Source organism: Chryseobacterium endalhagicum, from assembly GCF_016745235.1.
In the GTDB taxonomy this organism is placed as follows: Bacteria; Bacteroidota; Bacteroidia; order Flavobacteriales; family Weeksellaceae; genus Chryseobacterium; species Chryseobacterium endalhagicum.
This window is the reverse complement of sequence record NZ_JAELVM010000003.1, coordinates 139,639-157,287: the sequence shown is the minus strand read 5'-3', so window position 1 is coordinate 157,287 and position 17,649 is coordinate 139,639. Positions and strand designations below refer to the sequence as shown.

The following is a 17,649-nucleotide window of genomic DNA, read 5'->3' as shown; positions in this document are numbered from 1 at the left end:
AACCAGAGATGTTTCTCTGGTTTTTTTGTGCCAAATTGTCTGAAAATTATAGACTTACAGATTATTTTGAATGGCATTTACCTTTTCCCTGTGCAATTCAACAGGTTTGTCCAGTAAAACGGCAACGACTGTCATATTGTTATCAAGTCTTTCTTTCGGGAGGTCTATGTATATAATTCCAGGCGTCTCGCTCCAGTACAGTTTATTGTAAATTTTGTGATTGATCATAGATCCGTCACCCGTAATTCTTATTCTCGCAATATTATTTTTTATTCCTTTTAACGCGATGGGGCCGCTCGGAGTGCCTTCCACAAAGAGATAAACGGTCTGCCTGTCTTTGGATAGGGCACTCATTCCTGAATAATGACCTTCAGGAAGACCTTTCCCGGTTTCATAAAGCGCTTCTGCATGCTTGCCGATCCATGTCAGGGTTTCCGGATTTGTTTTGGCGGTTTTGGAAATCTTCATATCCTGTCCGTCACTTGTAAGTCCTGAGCGGTCAAGCAGATTATTTCCTTTGTGAAGAGCAGCAGCCAGATCATAAACGGCCATTTTTGAGTTTTTGTCTTCAAGAATTTCAGGAAGCGGACGGGAATCACTTTTAAAATTGGAAAGCAGAGCAGGAGTATCTTTAAAAATAAGTTCTGCTACGGTAACATCCTGATCGAATTTCACGTTTGATAAGTTGATGGTCATTGTGTTTTCATTATTAAAGCTGAAATTCACTTTAGCCTTTTCATCACCGACAATTTTCACTGCTTCGGGCTGGGTTCCGAGACCGTATACCTTAACGAAATCTTTAGCTTCTTCAAGATAAAGAAAAATTGATTTTTTTGTTTCGGAAAAAGAAGATTTTCCTTTAAAATTTTCAAAAGGAATTCCACGATTGGTTCCGTAGATCGCTTTTTTGTTTTTAGAAGTCCATCTTCCAAGGCTTTTTAAGATTTCAACCTGCTTTTCATCAATGGTTCCATCAGATTTGGGTCCAATATCGAGAAGGAGATTTCCTCCCATGCTGATGACATCTGCCAGCGTTCTGATGATCATATTGGGGGTTTTGTAGTGACTGTCATACGGTTGATAACCCCAGGAATCATTCATGGTATAGCAAAGTTCCCAATAAGGGCTCTGCGGGCTTACTACAGGAATTCCCTGTTCGGGTGTTTCATAATCCCCATGATTAGTAAGTCTTGAATTGATGATAATATCAGGATTATATTTTTTCAGAAGGCTTAAGGTCTGCGGGGCCTGCCATTCTTCTGAAGTGTGCTCCCAGTCGCCATCAAACCATAAAAGATCGGGATGATATTGAGCAGACAGTTCGTTCAACTGGGTCTGATAATAATTGACGAATTGCAGCCAGCGTTTCGGATCATTTTTTATTTCATACCTTTTTTTTGTGCGGGTATTGATGTCATAGTACGGATGGCTCCAGTCCGGAAGTGAAAAATACAGTCCCGTTTTCAATCCCGTTTTTTTCAGGCTTGTCACAAATGGCGTCAGAACATCTTTTTTAGCTGATGAATTGGCAGGAATCGTAACCGCCTTTTCGGCTTTTGAATTCCAAAGTGAAACGCCGTCATGATGTTTGGTGGTAATCACGGCATATTGAGCGCCGGAGTCTTTGATGAGCTGCGTCCATTGATCTGGTTGATATTTTGAGGCTGAAAACCCGTTCAGCTGTTTCATATAATTTTCGTGGTTGATGTAATTGTTGAAGAACGCCCAGGATTCAGAGATGCCGTCAACAGAGTAAATTCCCCAGTGGATAAAAATTCCCAGTTTGGCATTCTTGAACCATTCCATTTTTTTATGTTCCTCCGCTTTTGTCTGGGCGTTAATGCCGGATGCTGCGAGCATTAATCCTAAGAAAATGGCTTTGCTCAACCTGTTTTTCATTGCTTATTTTATTTTAAGGTTAAATATAAATAAACAAGACTGAATTTTCAGATAAGACCAGTAAATCTTATAGCTGATGTTAAAAATATTAATGAAAAACTTTTTATTATAAAATGTTATACAGCAAAATATTGTATTTTTATCAGAACTATAAATGGAATACTTCTTGTAAGTTCCATGAAAAGAAATGTTATGAAAATTCCAGCATTAGTAATGGCTAGTTTATTGGCTGTAAGTGTATCTGCACAGACTACAAAGCCTGTAAAGAAAGTAAAGAAGCCTGTAAAAAAAATAAAAAAGGCAGAGCCTGTAAGATCTAAAGATACGGCTCACACCAAATTTGTCCCTAAAAAAGATACAATTCTTAAGCTTGGCGGGGGCTGTCCGGCCTGTGGAATGGGTTAAAATATGAAAAAGCCGCTGCTGGGACTCTCCATGATGCCCGAACCTGAGTTTGTTTCGGCCATACTTCCTGTTCTGCAAAATAATTCTGTAGATGTTTTGGAGTGGTCTTTTGATACACTTTTTGATTCGGAAGAACCTGAGTGGCTTTCCGGACTTCTTGATTTCTATGCAGAAAACGGCAGGCTTCTTGGTCACGGCGTTTATTATTCTCTCTTTGACGCCAGATGGACGGAAAGACAGGAAATCTGGCTTGAAAAACTTAAAAAAGAGCTTCAGCTCAGAAAATACAATCACATTACCGAACATTTCGGTTTCATGAATACCGAAAATTTTCATCAGGGCGTTCCATTGCCTGTTCCGCTTCATCCCAAAATTCTTCAGATAGGAAAAGACAGGCTCCGGAGACTTCAGGATGCAGTAGAAATACCCGTTGGCGTAGAAAATCTTGCATTTTCATTCTCTGTAGATGATGTGAAAGAGCAGGGAGCGTTTCTCAGTCAGCTTGTAGAGGATATCGACGGTTTTCTTATTCTCGATCTTCATAATATCTACTGCCAGTCCTGTAATTTTGAAATTGATATGCGGGAAATAATCAATATGTATCCGCTGGAAAAGGTAAAAGAAATTCATCTGTCCGGAGGAAGCTGGCAGGAAAGTGCCTATGGAAAGAAACCGGTGAGAAGAGATACCCATGATGACCGTATTCCGGAGGCGGTATTTGAGATCCTGCCGGAAGTTTTATCCCAATGTGAAAACCTTGAATATGCTATTATTGAAAGACTGGGACATACCTTAAACACAGAAACTGACCAACAGATTTTTTTTGATGATTTCAAACGGGTGAAGGAAATTGCAGATGCTGCCGGAAATTCTTCCGGACAAGAGAACATCTGGAACAAAAAAGAAGAGGGAGCCCATGTAAAACCTGTTGAAGATCTCTTGCTGTTTGATGAACAGACGAAACTTACCCAACTGCTTTTTGAGGAAAGAAGCAGTCAATCTGTAAAAGATCAGGACTTTCATTATTTCAAACCCGAGAACTGGGATGAAGAAATGATCACTACTGCTCAGCAGATCATTAAGAAATGGAATCCTTACTAGGATTTTTCCTGCGCTCTATCACAAATCAAAATATATGAAAATGACAACGGTACTTTTACTCATTACGGCCGTGCTGACGGCTTTGATCGCCGGGCTTTTTTATGCCTATTCATGCTCTGTAGTCCTTGGGTTGGGCAAACTTTCCAACACGGAATATTTAAAATCCATGCAGAGCATCAACCGGGAAATTCTCAATCCCATATTCTTTATCAGCTTTATGGGAACAGCGGTTTTGCTTCCGGTAACCACTTTTCTGTTCAGAGGGGAGCAGCCTGTTTTTCTCTTTCTGCTGCTGGCATCGGCGGCTTATCTGATTGGTGTTTTTGGGGTGACGATTGTGGGAAATGTTCCTCTAAATGATATGCTTGATCAGTTTGATATCAGCGGAGCAACTGAGGAAGCGGTTAAGCAGATGCGTGAGCGTTTTGAGAACCGGTGGAATTTTTTAAACAACATCAGAACTGTATTTTCTGTGATCAGCATTGCTTTAGTGGTCTGTGCGTGCATCTGGAGCAGTTTTCAGTCTGAATAATTCCGGGATTACGTAGAAATACTTAATCATAAATTCAGTATTTCTACGGATGTATTGTATCTGATTTATTTGGAATTTTACATCAGTAATAGCACAAGGGAATCTTAAGCATTAAAGTCTTACGACAAAAAACTAATAACCATATAAGCTCAAATTCCGCAAGAAAAGGCAGTCTCCCAAGGGCTGCCTTTGTGTTTTTTTAAAAAAAGGTGCAATGCCTCGTTTCGAAAGAGTGTTTTTCCTGATACTTTACGTGTTGGATATTTTAATCTTTGTCCTATCAAATTATTAAAATTAAAACCAATGAAACATTTAGAAATTTTTTCGACTTTAAGATTCTTATCTCTTAAAAGCCTTTTTGCAATAATTGCCCTGAACTCAATATTCTTAACAACCAGCTGCAGTAAAGATGATGATGAAGCTGTTCGGGAACCGATCGTATACGCTGAGGAGAATCCTTTAAACAAATACCATGAAAGTGCAGGATTTACAACAGTTACCAACTTTATAAACTCCGGAAACTATGAATTCGGCCTTGTGTTTTCCCCTAATGTAAAAGGAAAAATCAATGCGATTACGGTGAAGCTGCCGGATGTAAATTCCAGCTTAAAAGTGACAATCTGGGATTATACAGCAAAAACGGTATTGAGAACAGAAATAGTGAATGTAGCCACATCCAATACTTTACTGACGAAAGCAATTGAAGAACTGGCTCTGGAAAAGGACAAAAAATACATGATTACCATGAATTCGAATGACTGGTATAAAAAGAATAAACCAGATAACTCCAATGCAACATATCCGATCACAGCAGGAAATATCAAGTTTTTGGAATATCGATGGATGGGAACTTCTTCGCAGGTTTTTCCAACCAATATTTCACAGGACTATAATGGCGGTGATCTGAGTTTCAATTTTCAGCAGGTAGACTAATAACCAAATTTTTTTAAGAGAAAAGGCAGCCTATCCGGCTGCCTTTTCGTATAAACAGGTTTTGAAACTTTTTTAGATTTTCAGTAACTCAATGGTTCTTTCCGGATTTTCTGCAGAGAACACTGCATTTCCTGCGACAAGAACATCTGCTCCGGCCTCGAAAAGCTTTGAAGCGTTATCAAGGTTTACACCGCCGTCAATTTCAATCAGCGCTGTTGAGTTATTGCTTAAGATAAGATCCTTGGTTTCCGCAATCTTCTTGTAGGTATTCTCAATGAATTTCTGGCCCCCGAATCCAGGGTTTACACTCATCAAAAGAACAAGATCCACATCCGCAATAATATCTTCAAGCATTAATACGGGAGTAGACGGGTTTAAAACAACACCTGCCTTTGCCCCTCTGCTCTGAATGTGATGAATCGTTCTGTGAAGGTGGGTACAGGCTTCATAATGCACTGAGATAAGATCTGCCCCATGATTGATGAATTCATCCACATATTTGTCAGGCTCTACGATCATCAAATGTACATCAACAAACTTTTTGGCGTGCTGCTGAACGGTTTTCATGACAGGGAAACCAAATGAAATGTTGGGTACAAATCTCCCGTCCATCACATCAATGTGGAACCAGTCTGCCTGGGAGTTGTTCAGCATTTCAATGTCTCTTTGCAGATTCCCGAAGTCTGCGGATAAAAGGGAAGGAGCAATAAGCTTCGTTTTCATTTTTACTTTTATATAGATATTTTAGAATCAAGATTCAAGAATCAAGATTTAAAAGTAGGAGAGATATTAAATAGCTGCCTATTTACATCTTGGTTCTTGGCTCTTGGTTCTTTTTTGTCTCTCTTAGTGATACTTCAGTTTCATCTCCGGTTTAATCTTCAGAAGCGTTTCGTAGATCAGCTTGATTACGTTGCCTACGTCTTCTTTAGATACCATTTCCACTGTGGTATGCATATAGCGCAAAGGTAAGGAAATTAAAGCACTTGGCACCCCGCCGTTAGAGTGGGCAAAAGCATCGGTATCGGTTCCTGTAGATCTGCTGGCTGCAGCTCTCTGGTAAGGAATCTTTTTGGTTTTTGCCGTATCAATAATAAGCTCTCTGATCGTATGGTGAATGCTTGGCGCAAAGAAAACCACAGGTCCGTCACCACATTTCTGGTCACCTTCTTTTTTCTTTTCGATCATCGGGGTAGTGGTGTCATGGGTAACATCTGTTACAATGGCGATATTAGGTTTTATCGTATCAGCAATCATATCTGCACCATACAATCCAACTTCTTCCTGTACCGAATTGGTAATATAAAGCCCGAAAGGAATTGTTTTCTTATTTTCTTTTAAAAGCCTAGCCACTTCTGCAATCATAAAGCCTCCGATTCTGTTGTCTAATGCTCTGCAGACAAAATACCTGTCGTTCATTTCGAAGAATTCATCCGGGTAGGTGATCATGCATCCTACATAGATTCCCATTTCTTCTACTTCTTTCTTGGTAACAGCCCCACAGTCGATGAAGATGTTTTCAATTTTCGGGGTAGGTTCATTCTGGTTGGCTCTTGTATGAATGGCAGGCCATCCGAATACGCCTTTCACGATTCCTTTTTCACCGTGGATATGAACAACTTTTGAAGGCGCAATCGTCTGATCGGAGCCTCCGTTTCTGATTACATAGATCAATCCGTCGTCTGTAATATAATTTACATACCAGGAGATCTCATCGGCGTGGGCTTCAATCACTACTTTAAATTCAGCCTCGGGATTGATTATCCCATAGCAAGTTCCGTAATGATCTACTTCTATTTTGTCTACATAAGGTCTGATGTAATCCATCCAGATTTCCTGGCCTTTATGCTCGTAACCGGTTGGTGAAGAAGTGTTTAAGTATTTTTCTAAAAATTTCAAAGATTTCTTTTCAAATTTCATAAAAGGGAATGATTTTTGCGTGTAATTTTTGTTATTATAAGTGTAAAAATAATGAATTTTAGTAAGATTGTCTGCCTTTTTATCTTCTTTTTTGGAGTCAGTGTTTTTGGTCAGAAGGATTCTATTGTTGCAAAACCCCTCGATCAATATCCCGCTGAATCTTTAAAAACTGATGAGTTTGGAAATAAGTACTATTATGACGAGCGTCAGAAGGTAAAGGTTTATGAAATTAACGGTGAGCCCGTAGTAGTACTGGATGAGCTGGTTCTGGTCAATAAACCGCGGTTTAATAATCAGCTGGACAAAAATTACTATTATTTCCTTAATAAAAAGCTGAACAGGGTATATCCGCTCTTTGTCACGGCACTCCAGCAGTACAGAGATATCCAGGCTGATATGACCGATATGGACAGCAAAGCCAAAAGAAAATTCGTAAAAGAGAGACAGAATATGCTGGCTGATCAATACGAAAAACAGCTTAGAGATCTTACCACAACTGAAGGCCAGGTTTTCGCCAAGCTTATGAACAGGGCTACCGGAAAGAATGTGTATGAGATCATTAAAGAAATGAGAGGCGGATGGAGCGCTTTCTGGTGGAATGTAAAAGGAAAAATGGCAGATATCGATCTGAAAGACCAGTACAACCCGCATAAGAACAGAACAGACGAGTTCATCGAATCGTTGCTGCAGTCCAACTGGAATTCCGGATACCTGCAGCCTTATCCCGGAGCTGGTGATTTTAAGGTCAGAAAATAAATATAAAAATTCCTGTAAGCTACTTACAGGAATTTTTCTTTTAATTTATCAAAGACAATTTTATCTACCGGAAGCGGAAAAGGATTGTCCGGCCTGTCGATCTCAATCCATTCTGTTTTCTCAATACACGGATCAAGGATAAGGAAATCTTCTTCGGTGGTAATATTTACTATATAATATATGGTAAGCAGCTGTTCATTTTCTCTGAAACGCGAAACCAGGAAATCTTCCTGCGTATAAAAATGCTCCACCACTTCAATTTTTACATTCAGCTCCTCATCAAATTCGCGGTGGAGGCATTCCAGAAGTCCTTCACCGAACTCCAGACCTCCTCCCGGAAATTTCATTAAAGGTTCACCTGCATATTCTTCAAACAGCGTCAGTACTTTTTTATCTTTTACTGCACACGCATATACTCTAATGTTGATCTTATCAATCATATGTACTATTTTGTATAGCTAAAATAAGGAAATATGGGGAAAGGGCCAATACAGGAATCTACAAATTTGTCTATTGGCTCCATAGGCCGGCTTTCATTTCTTAGCTTTCAGGATTTTCCTGATCTTCCATTTTTATGGCGTTAATCATCTCTCTTTTTCCCGGAGGGCCCTGCATTTTTTCCACTTTAAAATGAAGTTCCTGAAGGATTCTTCTGACACTGCCTTTGGAAGAGTAGGTTGTTAACAATCCGTTAACGGACATTTTGTCGGAAACCATTTCAAATAGTGGTTTTTCCCAAAGGTCCGGCTGTACCCTTGCCCCGAAGCAGTCGTAATAAACAAGGTTGATTTTAGGTAAGTCTATGGTTTTCAGGTCAAAGAAGTCACATTCGATCTTTTTTAAATTAAAACCAGTAATGATTTCAGTGGATTTTCCCCATTCAGCCTGATGAATTTTTTGATAAATATTTTTGAATTCCGGGTTATCAAAATGCTCAAAGTAGGCGAGATCATTAATTTCGGATTCATTTATCGGGTATTTTTCTAGGGAAAAGTAATTGATGACATGATTTTTGTCAGTTTTTAAATATTCATTAATTGTCACCAAAACATTCAAACCTGTTCCAAAACCGAGTTCTAAAATATTAATTTCGTAATCATTTATCTGATTTAGTCCGTTTTTGATAAACACGTGTTCTGCTTCCTGCAGCGCTCCGTGATGAGAATGGTAGTTTTCATTTAAATCATTGATATATAATGTTTTACTACCGTCGTTTGTGGTCTTAATTTCTCTTTTCAAGCTATTTTTTTGTCAAATTTACTCTAAAATTTTTATATTTAGAAAATTATGTTAAATTTGTAGAACATCGTAAAAATTTTAAAAAATGATAATTCAAAAAACTGAAAACTCCAGACTTTCGGACTTTGATCCGAACAATTTTTCATTTGGAAGTACTTTTATAGACCATATGGTGATATGTGAGTATGAAAATGGAAAATGGGGTGATGTTAAATTGGTTCCTTATGGTCCTATACCTTTTACACCAGCTATGATGGGTGTGAATTATGGACAGGCTTGTTTTGAAGGTATGAAAGCTTATAAAGATAAAGACGGACAGGTTTTCCTTTTCAGGCCGGAAAAGAATTTTGAACGTATCAATAAATCTGCAGCGCGTCTGGCTATGCCTGAAGTGACTGAGGAAATATTTTTGGACGGATTAAAGGCATTGGTGGATATGGACAGAAACTGGATCCCGCAGGGAGAAGGAATGTCATTGTATATCAGACCATTGATTTTTGCTACAGAGGAAGCTCTGAAAGCAAGAGTTGCTAATAAATATATGTTCGCTATCGTGGCGACACCAGCGAAAAGCTACTATTCAGAACCTGTTTCTGTAAAAATTTCAGATCATTATTCAAGAGCAGCAAGCGGAGGAGTAGGTTCTGCAAAGGCAGCAGGAAACTATGCGGCTTCTTTCTATCCTACACAGCTTGCCATTGAAGAAGGATATGAACAGATCATCTGGACGGATGATGCTACCCACGAATATTTTGAAGAAAGTGGAACAATGAACGTATTTGTAAGAATTAACGATACGATTTATACGCCGCCTACCTCTGAGAAAATCCTTGACGGAGTTACCAGAGACAGCTTCATCCAGCTTGCCAAGAAAAGAGGAATAGAGGTTAAAATTGAGCCTGTAGCAGTGAAGACTGTGATTGAAGCTCAGAAAAACGGAACTCTGAAAGAAGTTTGGGGCGTAGGAACAGCTGTTGTAACGACCATATTCCAGGCTTTAGGATATGAAGGCGTGAAACTGGCTCTTCCAAAATTATCAGACGAAGAAAGCTATGCAGCTATCCTTAAAAAGGATCTGGTAGATCTTCAGACCAACCTTAGCGAAGATCCGTTCGGATGGAGAGTTGTGGTTGAAAAAGATGTTTTGGAGACTGTTTAATTTAAACATTATTTGATTCAATAAACAGGCCGGCAGAAATTTATTCTGCCGGTTTTTTTATTTTCTCGTTAAATATTGGTAATTTTTCAGAAAATTTAAAATATATGCAATTCGTGAAGTTCAAATTACCTCTTGGCCTGCTTTCCCTCATCAGTGTTCTGGCTGTTAATTCATGCAGTAAGGATGAGGATTCGGATCTTGTGATCAGTGAGTCTGCTGTAATTACGGTAGAAAATGTCATTGAAAGCAAACCGCTGACGCAGTTCGGAACTTTTGAGAACTCAGGGTCTACCCCTGTCCTTGAGCCGGGTGAATCAGCTTCTTTCTCCTTCTACGCAGGAAAAGGCCAGGCGATAAGCTTTGCAGCCATGTATGCAAACAGTAACGACTTGTTTTTCGCTCCCGCCAATCCGGGAATAAAACTGTATCAGAATAACGGTGATCCCGTAACAGGCGATGTATCTTCACAAATCAGACTTTGGGATAACGGAACACGTAAGAATGAAAATCCGGGACCTACTGTTACTCATCCTGGCGAAGCAGAATCCCCGGCACTAAATATCGCAGAAATTGTAGTATCCGTTCCTGCTTCACAACTATTGAAAGCAGAAATTACCCATGAAGGCGGAACCAAATTTACCCTAAAATTAACCAATACTTCGGGCGGTACAGCCAATGAAACCCCAATCAGTCCAGGAGTATGGACCGTTTCCCACAGTTCCGGAAGCACAATTTTAAAGGAAGATCCCATCTTTTCACCGGGTAAACCATCAGCTAACGGGTTGACAGATCTTGCTGAAACCGGTAAAACAACGCCTTTAACCCAGTATCTTACCGGTATTACCGGCCCGAATTCTGCATTTTCACCCGTGCTGGTCGTAGTATACAGCGGCAATGAGAACCCTATTTTTAAGACCGGCGAAAATGACCGTGGACAAGGTTTAAAAGAATTATCCCAACAGGGAAATCCGGATATCCTGGCTGCTTTTCTTAAAACAAAACCGGGCGTAAAGCAGGTATATGTTCTTAAAGACCCTTCAACAAATGTATTAAAGCCCCGTATAAACGGCAATAATGGTGGTAAAGCTTCACAAGCCCTATCGGCAAACAAAGGAGACCGTATTGCACTCGTAACGATGTATGCAGAATCCAATGACTGGTTTGCTGCTACAACCAATAATGGGGTAGACGGTGCAACAAGGGGAGACATCTCTTCCATTATGGGACTTTTTGATAATGGAACCTTACAGAGTTCTTTTCCCGGAGCACATTTGGGATCGGAGCCGGCTGAGGCTGAAAGCCAGCCGGTACAGCAGCTTGCCAACCCGAACCCGTTCAATACACTTCCATCCCTTCCACAGATGATTAAAGTAACCATTCAATAAGACTACAACTAAATATATGATCACCTCTTTACGGGGTGATTTTTTGTTTAATAAAAATCTGTGAAAATCCGTGTAATCAGTGGTCAATAAAATTTCAACCACAAAAGGAACAAAAGTTTTTAAACACTTTAGCTTTATTAAAGCCAGAATTCATGTATCATTAAAGACCACATAAGTTTTTTGAATATCTCTGATTTTCGTTAGTTTTAAACTTACCTTCAAGCGAAGCTCACCTTAATACTTCTTAACCCCTTAAAATCCCTTAATGGTTCAAGTTTTTCAGAAATAAAAAGATCTGTGTCATCTGAGAAATCTGCGGGAGATTTTTTAACCACAAAAGCGTCAAAAGTTTTTTAACATTTAATTTTATTTAAAGCCAAAATTTATGCAGTATAAAGACCACATAAGTTTTTTGAATATCTCTGATTTCGTTTGTTTTAAACTTATCTTCAAGCGAAGCTGAGATTAATATTCTTAACCTTTAAAATCCCTTAATGGTTCAAGCCTTTCAGAAATAAAAAGATCTGTGTCATCTGAGAAATCTGCGTGAGATTTTTTAACCACAAAAGAGCCAAAAGTTTTTTTACACTTAAGTTTTATTAAAGCCAAAATTCATGTATCATTCAAAGACCACATAAGTTTTTTGAATATCTCTGATTTTCGTTTGTAGTAAACTTATCTTCAAGCGAAGCTGAGATTAATATTCTTAACCTTTAAAATCCCTTAATGGTTCAAGTTTTTCAGAAATAAAAAGATCTGTGTCATCTGAGAAATCTGCGGGAGATTATTTTTTACCATAAAAAGCATAAATTTTCAAATGAACTTAAGTGTTTCGAAAAAAAATTACGGTTAGAGTTTTTAAATCCTTGAATTTTTTTAATCTTTAAATTTCCAATAATCCCATCCCACTGAAATACTTCATCATTTTCTCCAAAATATTTTAAAACCAATGGAACAATATTTCCCCGAAATCCGTATTTTCGCAAAAGTTTATGAAAAAATTACTCTTCATTTCAGCAGTAAGTCTGCTAAGCTGTAACCGGAATGCACCCACGGCGCACCCTCCGGTGGGCGGAGTATTAAGCCAGAAGGATCTGGATGTTTCCAGAGAAAGAATGAGGAATCTCAATACCATAGAACGCGGCCAGATTCAGGATTGGATCAGTGGTCAGTCTGTAAAGTATTATCCTACACAGCTTAATTACTGGGTAAGTGTTGAAGGTTTTGATAAGCGGGAAAGAAGGGCAGACGACACTCCGATTTCTTATGCTTATGATCTGTACGATTTTGATGAAACCAAGATCTACGACAAACCTTTTGAAAGAAGAGATGCCAGATTCGGGCATTTTGATGAACTGAAAGCGGTAGAGAATGCTTTGCGTTTTATGCATGATGGAGAGGAAGTAACGCTTTTGGTGCCTTCTTCACTGGCCTATGGAACCTTTGGAGACGAAAAGAATATAGACAACGATATACCATTAATCATAAAATTAAAAGCTCTATAAATAATGAAATTGTTTAACAAGAATATAATTCTGGCAGCGGCAAGTATTTCGCTGATGAGTTGTACCCCAATCTATAAAAAAATGAACGTAGACAAAGAAACTTACGAAGGTCTTCATGACGGACTTTACGCAAATCTTCAGACTTCTAAAGGAAACCTGATTGTGCAGTTCGAAGACAAAAAAGCACCGGTAACTGTAGCCAACTTTATTGGACTTGCAGAAGGAAAAATAGATAACAAAGCTAAAGCGAAAGGCGTTCCTTACTATGACGGAACTATTTTCCACAGAGTGATCAAAGATTTCATGATCCAGGGAGGTGATCCTCAGGGAACAGGAATGGGAGATCCTGGATATAAATTCGAGGACGAGAAAAACGACCTTAAGCATACAGGAAAAGGAATCCTTTCTATGGCGAATTCAGGACCTAACACGAACGGTTCTCAGTTTTTCATCACTGAAGTAGCTACACCTTGGTTAGACGGAAGACACACGATCTTCGGAAAAGTGGTAAAAGGTAACGATGTAATCGATGCTATCGCTAACGTTGAAAAAGGAGCTCAGGATAAGCCTAAAACAGATATCGTTTTAGAGAAAGTTTCTGTTTTCGGAAAAGGTGATGCTTACAAAAACTACGATGCAGCAAAAACTTTCACGGAAGGAAAAGCTAAAATCGCAGAAAACAACAAAGCTTATATCGCTAAAGAAGAAGCTGAAAAAAAGAAAAAAGAAGAAGAATTCAAAGCGAACCAGGAGAAAATGGTTGAAAACCTTAAAGCTGGAATGCAGAAAACTGAATCTGGATTATATTACAAGATCACAAAAGCGGTTGCAGGTGCAAAAGCTCCTAAATCCGGTGATAATGTATCTGTACACTATGCAGGTAAATTAATCGACGGTACAGAATTCGACTCTTCATTCAAAAGAAACGAACCTATCGAAATTCCAATCGGAATGGGAAGAGTAATCAAAGGATGGGATGAAGGTATCCTGTTGCTTAAAGAAGGCGAAACCGCTACCTTATTGATCCCACCGGCAATGGCTTACGGAGAAAGAGGAGCAGGAGGTGTTATTCCACCAAATGCCTGGTTAGTTTTCGATGTTGAGCTTGTAAAAGTACAGTAATTGAGAATTTAAAATATTAAAAGCCGTCCGTGAGGATGGCTTTTTTTGTGGGAAATTCCGTGGAAATACGGATAACCGTAATTTTTTGTAGATGTAAATTAATAAATTTAAAATTATTAAGAATCTATTTATGAACTTACAATGACCACAATAGAATATTACAAAGAAGCAGGAATAACAGTTACAAAAATACTAGAAAAAAGCCTAGCAAATGAAGACCTAGAGACATTCAATAGCAATTATAGCTTTTTATCTGATTTTGATAATTGGCTAAATATATTAAAAGACAAACCTGAAATTAATATATTAAAAAATGCTATAAAAGAATATCAAATTTCATTATTAAGTTGTTCATTAGGACTATACCAACAGGCTTTTATGGGATTAAGATTTTTTCTAGAAAGAACATTAATTGCAATAATGTTTTCGGCTAAAGAAATCGAATTAAATTTATGGAAAATTGGTGAAAGAGATACATATTGGTCAGAGCTTATGGATACGGAAAATGGAATTTTTTCTAATAAATTTTGCAAGGCTTTTTTTCCTGAGTTGAATTCGGAAATTTCTCATTTTAAAGCGATAACCCAAAAAGTATATAGAGAGTGTTCAGAATATGTACATGGAAATCAAACTGTAATAAGTAAGATTCCAAATGTACTAGAATATTCTGAAGAATTATTTACAGAGTGGAATAATTTAGCAAGTGTAATAAAAAGAATCGTTTTATTTTCCATGTGTTTAAAATATTTGAGAGATTTAAAAAAAGAAGAACATGAACATATTGAGTTTTCTATTTCAGAAGAGTTTAAATCAATTTATCCAATAATTCAATATATAAATCAATAATTATGTCAGATTTACTTTTTAGAACTGAAGATATACCAAATGAAGATATTTTAAAATTGTTTGTTGAAACCAAACAGGATAGGGAAATCATTGATAAGCTAAAATCTATTACTCCTACAATTTTGGTAGGCAGTCGCGGTGTAGGAAAATCATTTCTTATGAAAGTAGCTGAAGAAGAACTAAACAAAAATTTTAATGCAGATAAAATTTTGCCTGTTTATTTAACATTTAATAAAAGTTCTTTGATTCACTCTCCAGATGAAGATCAGTTTTTTCATTGGATGTTGGCTCTTATTTGTTCTAAAATTATACGCCAATTAAGAAAAAAAGGATTATTAGTTAACTTATCAACATCAATTAATGTTTTAAGTGGGGGAGAATACTCAGAAAATAATCTTAGAATTGAAAATATTAAAAACGAATATGAGAGTTCTTGGAAGAATTCTGAGATAACAATAAATTATGATTTTATACCTTCTATTGATGATTTTAAAGATGCAATTCAAGAAATTTGTGAAGATTTGGATATAAAGCGTATTGTTTTATTAATTGATGAAGCTGCGCATATTTTTAGACCAGAACAGCAAAGGCAATTTTTTACACTTTTTAGGGATCTAAGAACTCCTTATCTATCTTGTAATGCGGCTGTTTATCCTGGCGTGACTTCATATGGAGAAATATTTCAAGCAGCACAAGATGCGACTTTTATAAATGTTAATAGGGATATATTTTCATCAACTTATATTATTAATATGCGTGAGATTGTTGAAAAACAATCTGATGCCGATAGTAAATTACTTAATGAAATTTCAAAAAATAAAAATAACTTTGAAATTCTAGCCTATGCAGCTTCTGGTAATCCAAGATTTTTATTAAAAACAATTGCCAGAGCTCCAAAGTTGAATTCAACCCAAGTTAATGAAATTATAAGAGAATTTTATAGGGTTGAATTATTGTCAGAACATACAAATCTAAGTGAAAAATACCCAGGACATAAAGGTCTAATAGATTGGGGACGAAAATTTATTGAAAATATTGTTTTACCCGAAATTCAAAAGAAAAATATATCTTATATGGATAGTGATAGACAGACTACTTGTTTTGTTTGGATTCATAAAGATGCTCCTCAAACTGTTAAAGAAGCGTTAAGGCTTTTAGAATACACAGGTATTATCCAAGAAAATAGTAAAGGAATTAAAGCTGGTAGTTCTGAGATCGGTACAAGGCTTCTAATAAATCTTGGGTGTATCTTTTCCCTTGAATCTACCCCATCAAGTTCATCGCTACAGATGGCTCGAAATATTACTCTTAAAAGAATGACTGAATTTGGAATGAATAATTCTAATTTTAGAGATCTAACCGATGTAATACCGGATTTTGAGGAAAATGATCTGTCAGAAATTTTAGATAAAGAATTAAGTAAATCAATTTATGTTCTTGATTTAACTCCATGGATTAAACAAACTTTGGAAAGTATTAATATTTTTACAATAAAAGATATATTAAATACTTCGGAAGCAAATTTAAAATCAGCTTATTATGTTGGAGATAAAAGGGCTAGATTAGTTAAAAGTGCTGCTATAGCATCAGTTTATGAGTATTTAAATGGCTAAGGTTTTATAAAGACCTTCTATGAGAATTTGGAAAAATAGTTTATTTTCGTGTAAATTATCCACATGAAAAAAATCCTCTACACCCTTCTTATTCTCTCCGCAACAAGCCTTTCCGCTCAGGGGAAGAAATTCTTTAAAGGTGGGGAAGTACAGCTGCAGAATCCAGTTGAAAAAATTAATATGAGATTTGCCAATGATCTGCCTTTTGTGCAGGTCAGCATTAATGGGAAATCCTATAACTTTTTATTTGATACCGGAGCGCCAACGGTAATTTCTACTGCTGTGTATACCGAGCTGGGACTGGAGAAAAAACATAGAAGTACCGTAAAGGATTCGCAGAAGAATAAGCATGATCAGATTTTTACGGTTCTGCCGGAAATGATTGTTGACAAAGCGGTTTTCAAAGATGTAGGGGTGGTGGTTATGGATTTCAGTGTTTCTGAGCTGAGCTGCTTTAAAATAGACGGAATCCTCGGAGCGAATCAAATGGCGAAACTGTTCTGGAAGGTCAACTATTCAGAAAACTCACTGGAAGCTTCTACAGATCTGACTCAATTTAACCCTGATGACTATGATATTGTCATTCCTTTCAGCCCAAGAGCACAGAAAACCCCGGTGGTAGAAACCATTCTGCAGGGGAAAAAAGTAGATGTCACTTTTGATACCGGATTTTCAGGAAGGCTGAAGATTACAGACAACGTTTATGACGCCGAAAAAGCACTCAAGAGTATAGAAGTCTACGGAACGAGCTCTGTCGGGGCTTATGGGGCCGGAAAACCCGCGCCGGGACATATTTTCAGAACCGAAACCCTGTCATTGGGAAATAAAAGCTTTTTGAATGAAATTGTAGCGACAGGAAATGCAAGCCTTATCGGAAATGATTTCTTTAAAAACTTCATTTTCCTCCTCGACTGGTCCGGAAACAAGATCTACATGAAACAAATCAGAAACGAACCTGCCAAACTGGAGTCTTTCGGTTTCGGGTACCGTTTTATAGAAGAAAAACCGACAGTTGCTTTTGTCTTCCAGGAAGAAAATTTTCCACTGAAAGTCGGGGATTCTATTATCAGCATCAACAATGTCAATCTGGATAATCTGGACAAAGGCGGTGCCTGCCACTACTTCCTTAACAGAGTTGAAAATATGCAGAACGCCATTAATGTAAAGATCAGAAGAGATGGAAAGGAGATGGAAGTGAAACTGGAGAAACGGGAGTTTTTGGGAGTATGATTGG

At 37.6% G+C, this 17,649-nt stretch carries 17 protein-coding genes; 12 read left to right on the top strand and 5 right to left on the bottom strand.

The genetic code is table 11. The features are described 5' to 3' along the window. Positions 1-54: 54 nt before the first annotated feature. A complete protein-coding gene (locus JET18_RS16460) occupies positions 55-1,899 on the bottom strand; it encodes an alpha-L-fucosidase (protein ID WP_202092817.1) in 1,845 nt (614 codons plus the stop codon). A 192-nt stretch (positions 1,900-2,091) separates the two neighbouring features. On the opposite strand from JET18_RS16460, the gene chrA reads away from it, so the two are divergent. From chrA to JET18_RS16440, 4 genes are all read left to right on the top strand, one after another. Continuing rightward, on the top strand, positions 2,092-2,304 hold the full coding sequence (gene chrA / locus JET18_RS16455) for an MNIO class RiPP chryseobasin precursor ChrA (RefSeq protein WP_202092816.1): 213 nt from the start codon (positions 2,092-2,094) through the stop codon (positions 2,302-2,304). A 3-nt stretch (positions 2,305-2,307) separates the two neighbouring features. Then, a complete protein-coding gene (chrH, locus tag JET18_RS16450; protein ID WP_202092815.1) occupies positions 2,308-3,405 on the top strand; it encodes an MNIO family chryseobactin maturase in 1,098 nt (365 codons plus the stop codon). A gap of 34 nt (positions 3,406-3,439) precedes the next feature. After that, a complete protein-coding gene (chrI, locus tag JET18_RS16445) occupies positions 3,440-3,937 on the top strand; it encodes a chryseobasin maturation helper ChrI (protein WP_202092813.1) in 498 nt (165 codons plus the stop codon). 303 nt (positions 3,938-4,240) lie between these two features. Then, complete coding sequence (locus JET18_RS16440) at positions 4,241-4,870, top strand: DUF4082 domain-containing protein (protein ID WP_202092811.1); 630 nt, start codon at positions 4,241-4,243, stop codon at positions 4,868-4,870. A gap of 72 nt (positions 4,871-4,942) precedes the next feature. Here JET18_RS16440 and rpe read toward each other — a convergent pair whose 3' ends face one another. Beyond that, complete coding sequence (gene rpe / locus JET18_RS16435; RefSeq protein ID WP_202092810.1) at positions 4,943-5,593, bottom strand: ribulose-phosphate 3-epimerase; 651 nt, start codon at positions 5,591-5,593, stop codon at positions 4,943-4,945. A gap of 123 nt (positions 5,594-5,716) precedes the next feature. Beyond that, on the bottom strand, positions 5,717-6,790 hold the full coding sequence (gene chrP, locus JET18_RS16430; protein WP_202092809.1) for a chryseobasin maturation metalloprotease ChrP: 1,074 nt from the start codon (positions 6,788-6,790) through the stop codon (positions 5,717-5,719). A gap of 51 nt (positions 6,791-6,841) precedes the next feature. Here chrP and JET18_RS16425 point away from each other — a divergent pair, with 51 nt between their 5' ends. Continuing rightward, positions 6,842-7,546: a DUF4294 domain-containing protein gene (locus JET18_RS16425; RefSeq protein ID WP_202092808.1), complete on the top strand. Its 705-nt coding sequence runs from the start codon at positions 6,842-6,844 to the stop codon at positions 7,544-7,546. Between the two features lie 23 nt (positions 7,547-7,569). Here the strand turns inward: JET18_RS16425 and JET18_RS16420 are convergent, their stop codons facing one another. Both JET18_RS16420 and mnmD read right to left on the bottom strand, forming a co-directional pair. Next, the gene (locus tag JET18_RS16420; protein WP_202092807.1) at positions 7,570-7,986 is read right to left on the bottom strand and encodes an NUDIX domain-containing protein; all 417 of its coding nucleotides are present in this window, start codon (positions 7,984-7,986) and stop codon (positions 7,570-7,572) included. Positions 7,987-8,086: 100 nt separating this feature from the next. Next, the gene (gene mnmD, locus JET18_RS16415; RefSeq protein WP_202092805.1) at positions 8,087-8,785 is read right to left on the bottom strand and encodes a tRNA (5-methylaminomethyl-2-thiouridine)(34)-methyltransferase MnmD; all 699 of its coding nucleotides are present in this window, start codon (positions 8,783-8,785) and stop codon (positions 8,087-8,089) included. Positions 8,786-8,870: 85 nt separating this feature from the next. On the opposite strand from mnmD, the gene JET18_RS16410 reads away from it, so the two are divergent. The 7 genes from JET18_RS16410 (at position 8,871) to JET18_RS16380 (ending at position 17,645) form a co-directional block, all read left to right on the top strand. Beyond that, complete coding sequence (locus JET18_RS16410; protein WP_202092803.1) at positions 8,871-9,944, top strand: branched-chain amino acid aminotransferase; 1,074 nt, start codon at positions 8,871-8,873, stop codon at positions 9,942-9,944. 113 nt (positions 9,945-10,057) lie between these two features. Then, positions 10,058-11,329, top strand: a complete 1,272-nt coding sequence (locus tag JET18_RS16405) for a spondin domain-containing protein (protein WP_202092801.1) — start codon at positions 10,058-10,060, stop codon at positions 11,327-11,329. Positions 11,330-12,321: 992 nt separating this feature from the next. Next, the gene (locus tag JET18_RS16400; RefSeq protein ID WP_202092799.1) at positions 12,322-12,834 is read left to right on the top strand and encodes an FKBP-type peptidyl-prolyl cis-trans isomerase; all 513 of its coding nucleotides are present in this window, start codon (positions 12,322-12,324) and stop codon (positions 12,832-12,834) included. Between the two features lie 81 nt (positions 12,835-12,915). Continuing rightward, on the top strand, positions 12,916-13,956 hold the full coding sequence (locus tag JET18_RS16395) for a peptidylprolyl isomerase (protein WP_228728605.1): 1,041 nt from the start codon (positions 12,916-12,918) through the stop codon (positions 13,954-13,956). Positions 13,957-14,097: 141 nt separating this feature from the next. Continuing rightward, positions 14,098-14,802 carry a hypothetical protein gene (locus JET18_RS16390; RefSeq protein WP_202092797.1) on the top strand — a complete coding sequence of 235 codons (705 nt, stop codon included), beginning with the start codon at positions 14,098-14,100 and terminating at the stop codon, positions 14,800-14,802. A gap of 2 nt (positions 14,803-14,804) precedes the next feature. Next, on the top strand, positions 14,805-16,415 hold the full coding sequence (locus JET18_RS16385; protein WP_202092795.1) for an ORC-CDC6 family AAA ATPase: 1,611 nt from the start codon (positions 14,805-14,807) through the stop codon (positions 16,413-16,415). A 63-nt stretch (positions 16,416-16,478) separates the two neighbouring features. Beyond that, on the top strand, positions 16,479-17,645 hold the full coding sequence (locus JET18_RS16380) for an aspartyl protease family protein (RefSeq protein ID WP_202092793.1): 1,167 nt from the start codon (positions 16,479-16,481) through the stop codon (positions 17,643-17,645). Positions 17,646-17,649: the final 4 nt, after the last annotated feature.

Excerpts from the sequence above, each read along its gene's own strand:
- JET18_RS16390 (WP_202092797.1), top strand. The coding sequence starts at position 14,098 with ATGACCACAATAGAATATTACAAAGAAGCAGGAATAACAGTTACAAAA.
- JET18_RS16385 (WP_202092795.1), top strand. The coding sequence starts at position 14,805 with ATGTCAGATTTACTTTTTAGAACTGAAGATATACCAAATGAAGATATT.
- JET18_RS16420 (WP_202092807.1), bottom strand. The coding sequence starts at position 7,986 with ATGATTGATAAGATCAACATTAGAGTATATGCGTGTGCAGTAAAAGAT.
- JET18_RS16380 (WP_202092793.1), top strand. The coding sequence starts at position 16,479 with ATGAAAAAAATCCTCTACACCCTTCTTATTCTCTCCGCAACAAGCCTT.
- JET18_RS16460 (WP_202092817.1), bottom strand. The coding sequence starts at position 1,899 with ATGAAAAACAGGTTGAGCAAAGCCATTTTCTTAGGATTAATGCTCGCA.
- JET18_RS16400 (WP_202092799.1), top strand. The coding sequence starts at position 12,322 with ATGAAAAAATTACTCTTCATTTCAGCAGTAAGTCTGCTAAGCTGTAAC.
- chrA (WP_202092816.1), top strand. The coding sequence starts at position 2,092 with ATGAAAATTCCAGCATTAGTAATGGCTAGTTTATTGGCTGTAAGTGTA.
- JET18_RS16395 (WP_228728605.1), top strand. The coding sequence starts at position 12,916 with ATGAACGTAGACAAAGAAACTTACGAAGGTCTTCATGACGGACTTTAC.
- chrP (WP_202092809.1), bottom strand. The coding sequence starts at position 6,790 with ATGAAATTTGAAAAGAAATCTTTGAAATTTTTAGAAAAATACTTAAAC.
- rpe (WP_202092810.1), bottom strand. The coding sequence starts at position 5,593 with ATGAAAACGAAGCTTATTGCTCCTTCCCTTTTATCCGCAGACTTCGGG.
- JET18_RS16410 (WP_202092803.1), top strand. The coding sequence starts at position 8,871 with ATGATAATTCAAAAAACTGAAAACTCCAGACTTTCGGACTTTGATCCG.
- chrH (WP_202092815.1), top strand. The coding sequence starts at position 2,308 with ATGAAAAAGCCGCTGCTGGGACTCTCCATGATGCCCGAACCTGAGTTT.
- JET18_RS16425 (WP_202092808.1), top strand. The coding sequence starts at position 6,842 with ATGAATTTTAGTAAGATTGTCTGCCTTTTTATCTTCTTTTTTGGAGTC.
- JET18_RS16440 (WP_202092811.1), top strand. The coding sequence starts at position 4,241 with ATGAAACATTTAGAAATTTTTTCGACTTTAAGATTCTTATCTCTTAAA.
- chrI (WP_202092813.1), top strand. The coding sequence starts at position 3,440 with ATGAAAATGACAACGGTACTTTTACTCATTACGGCCGTGCTGACGGCT.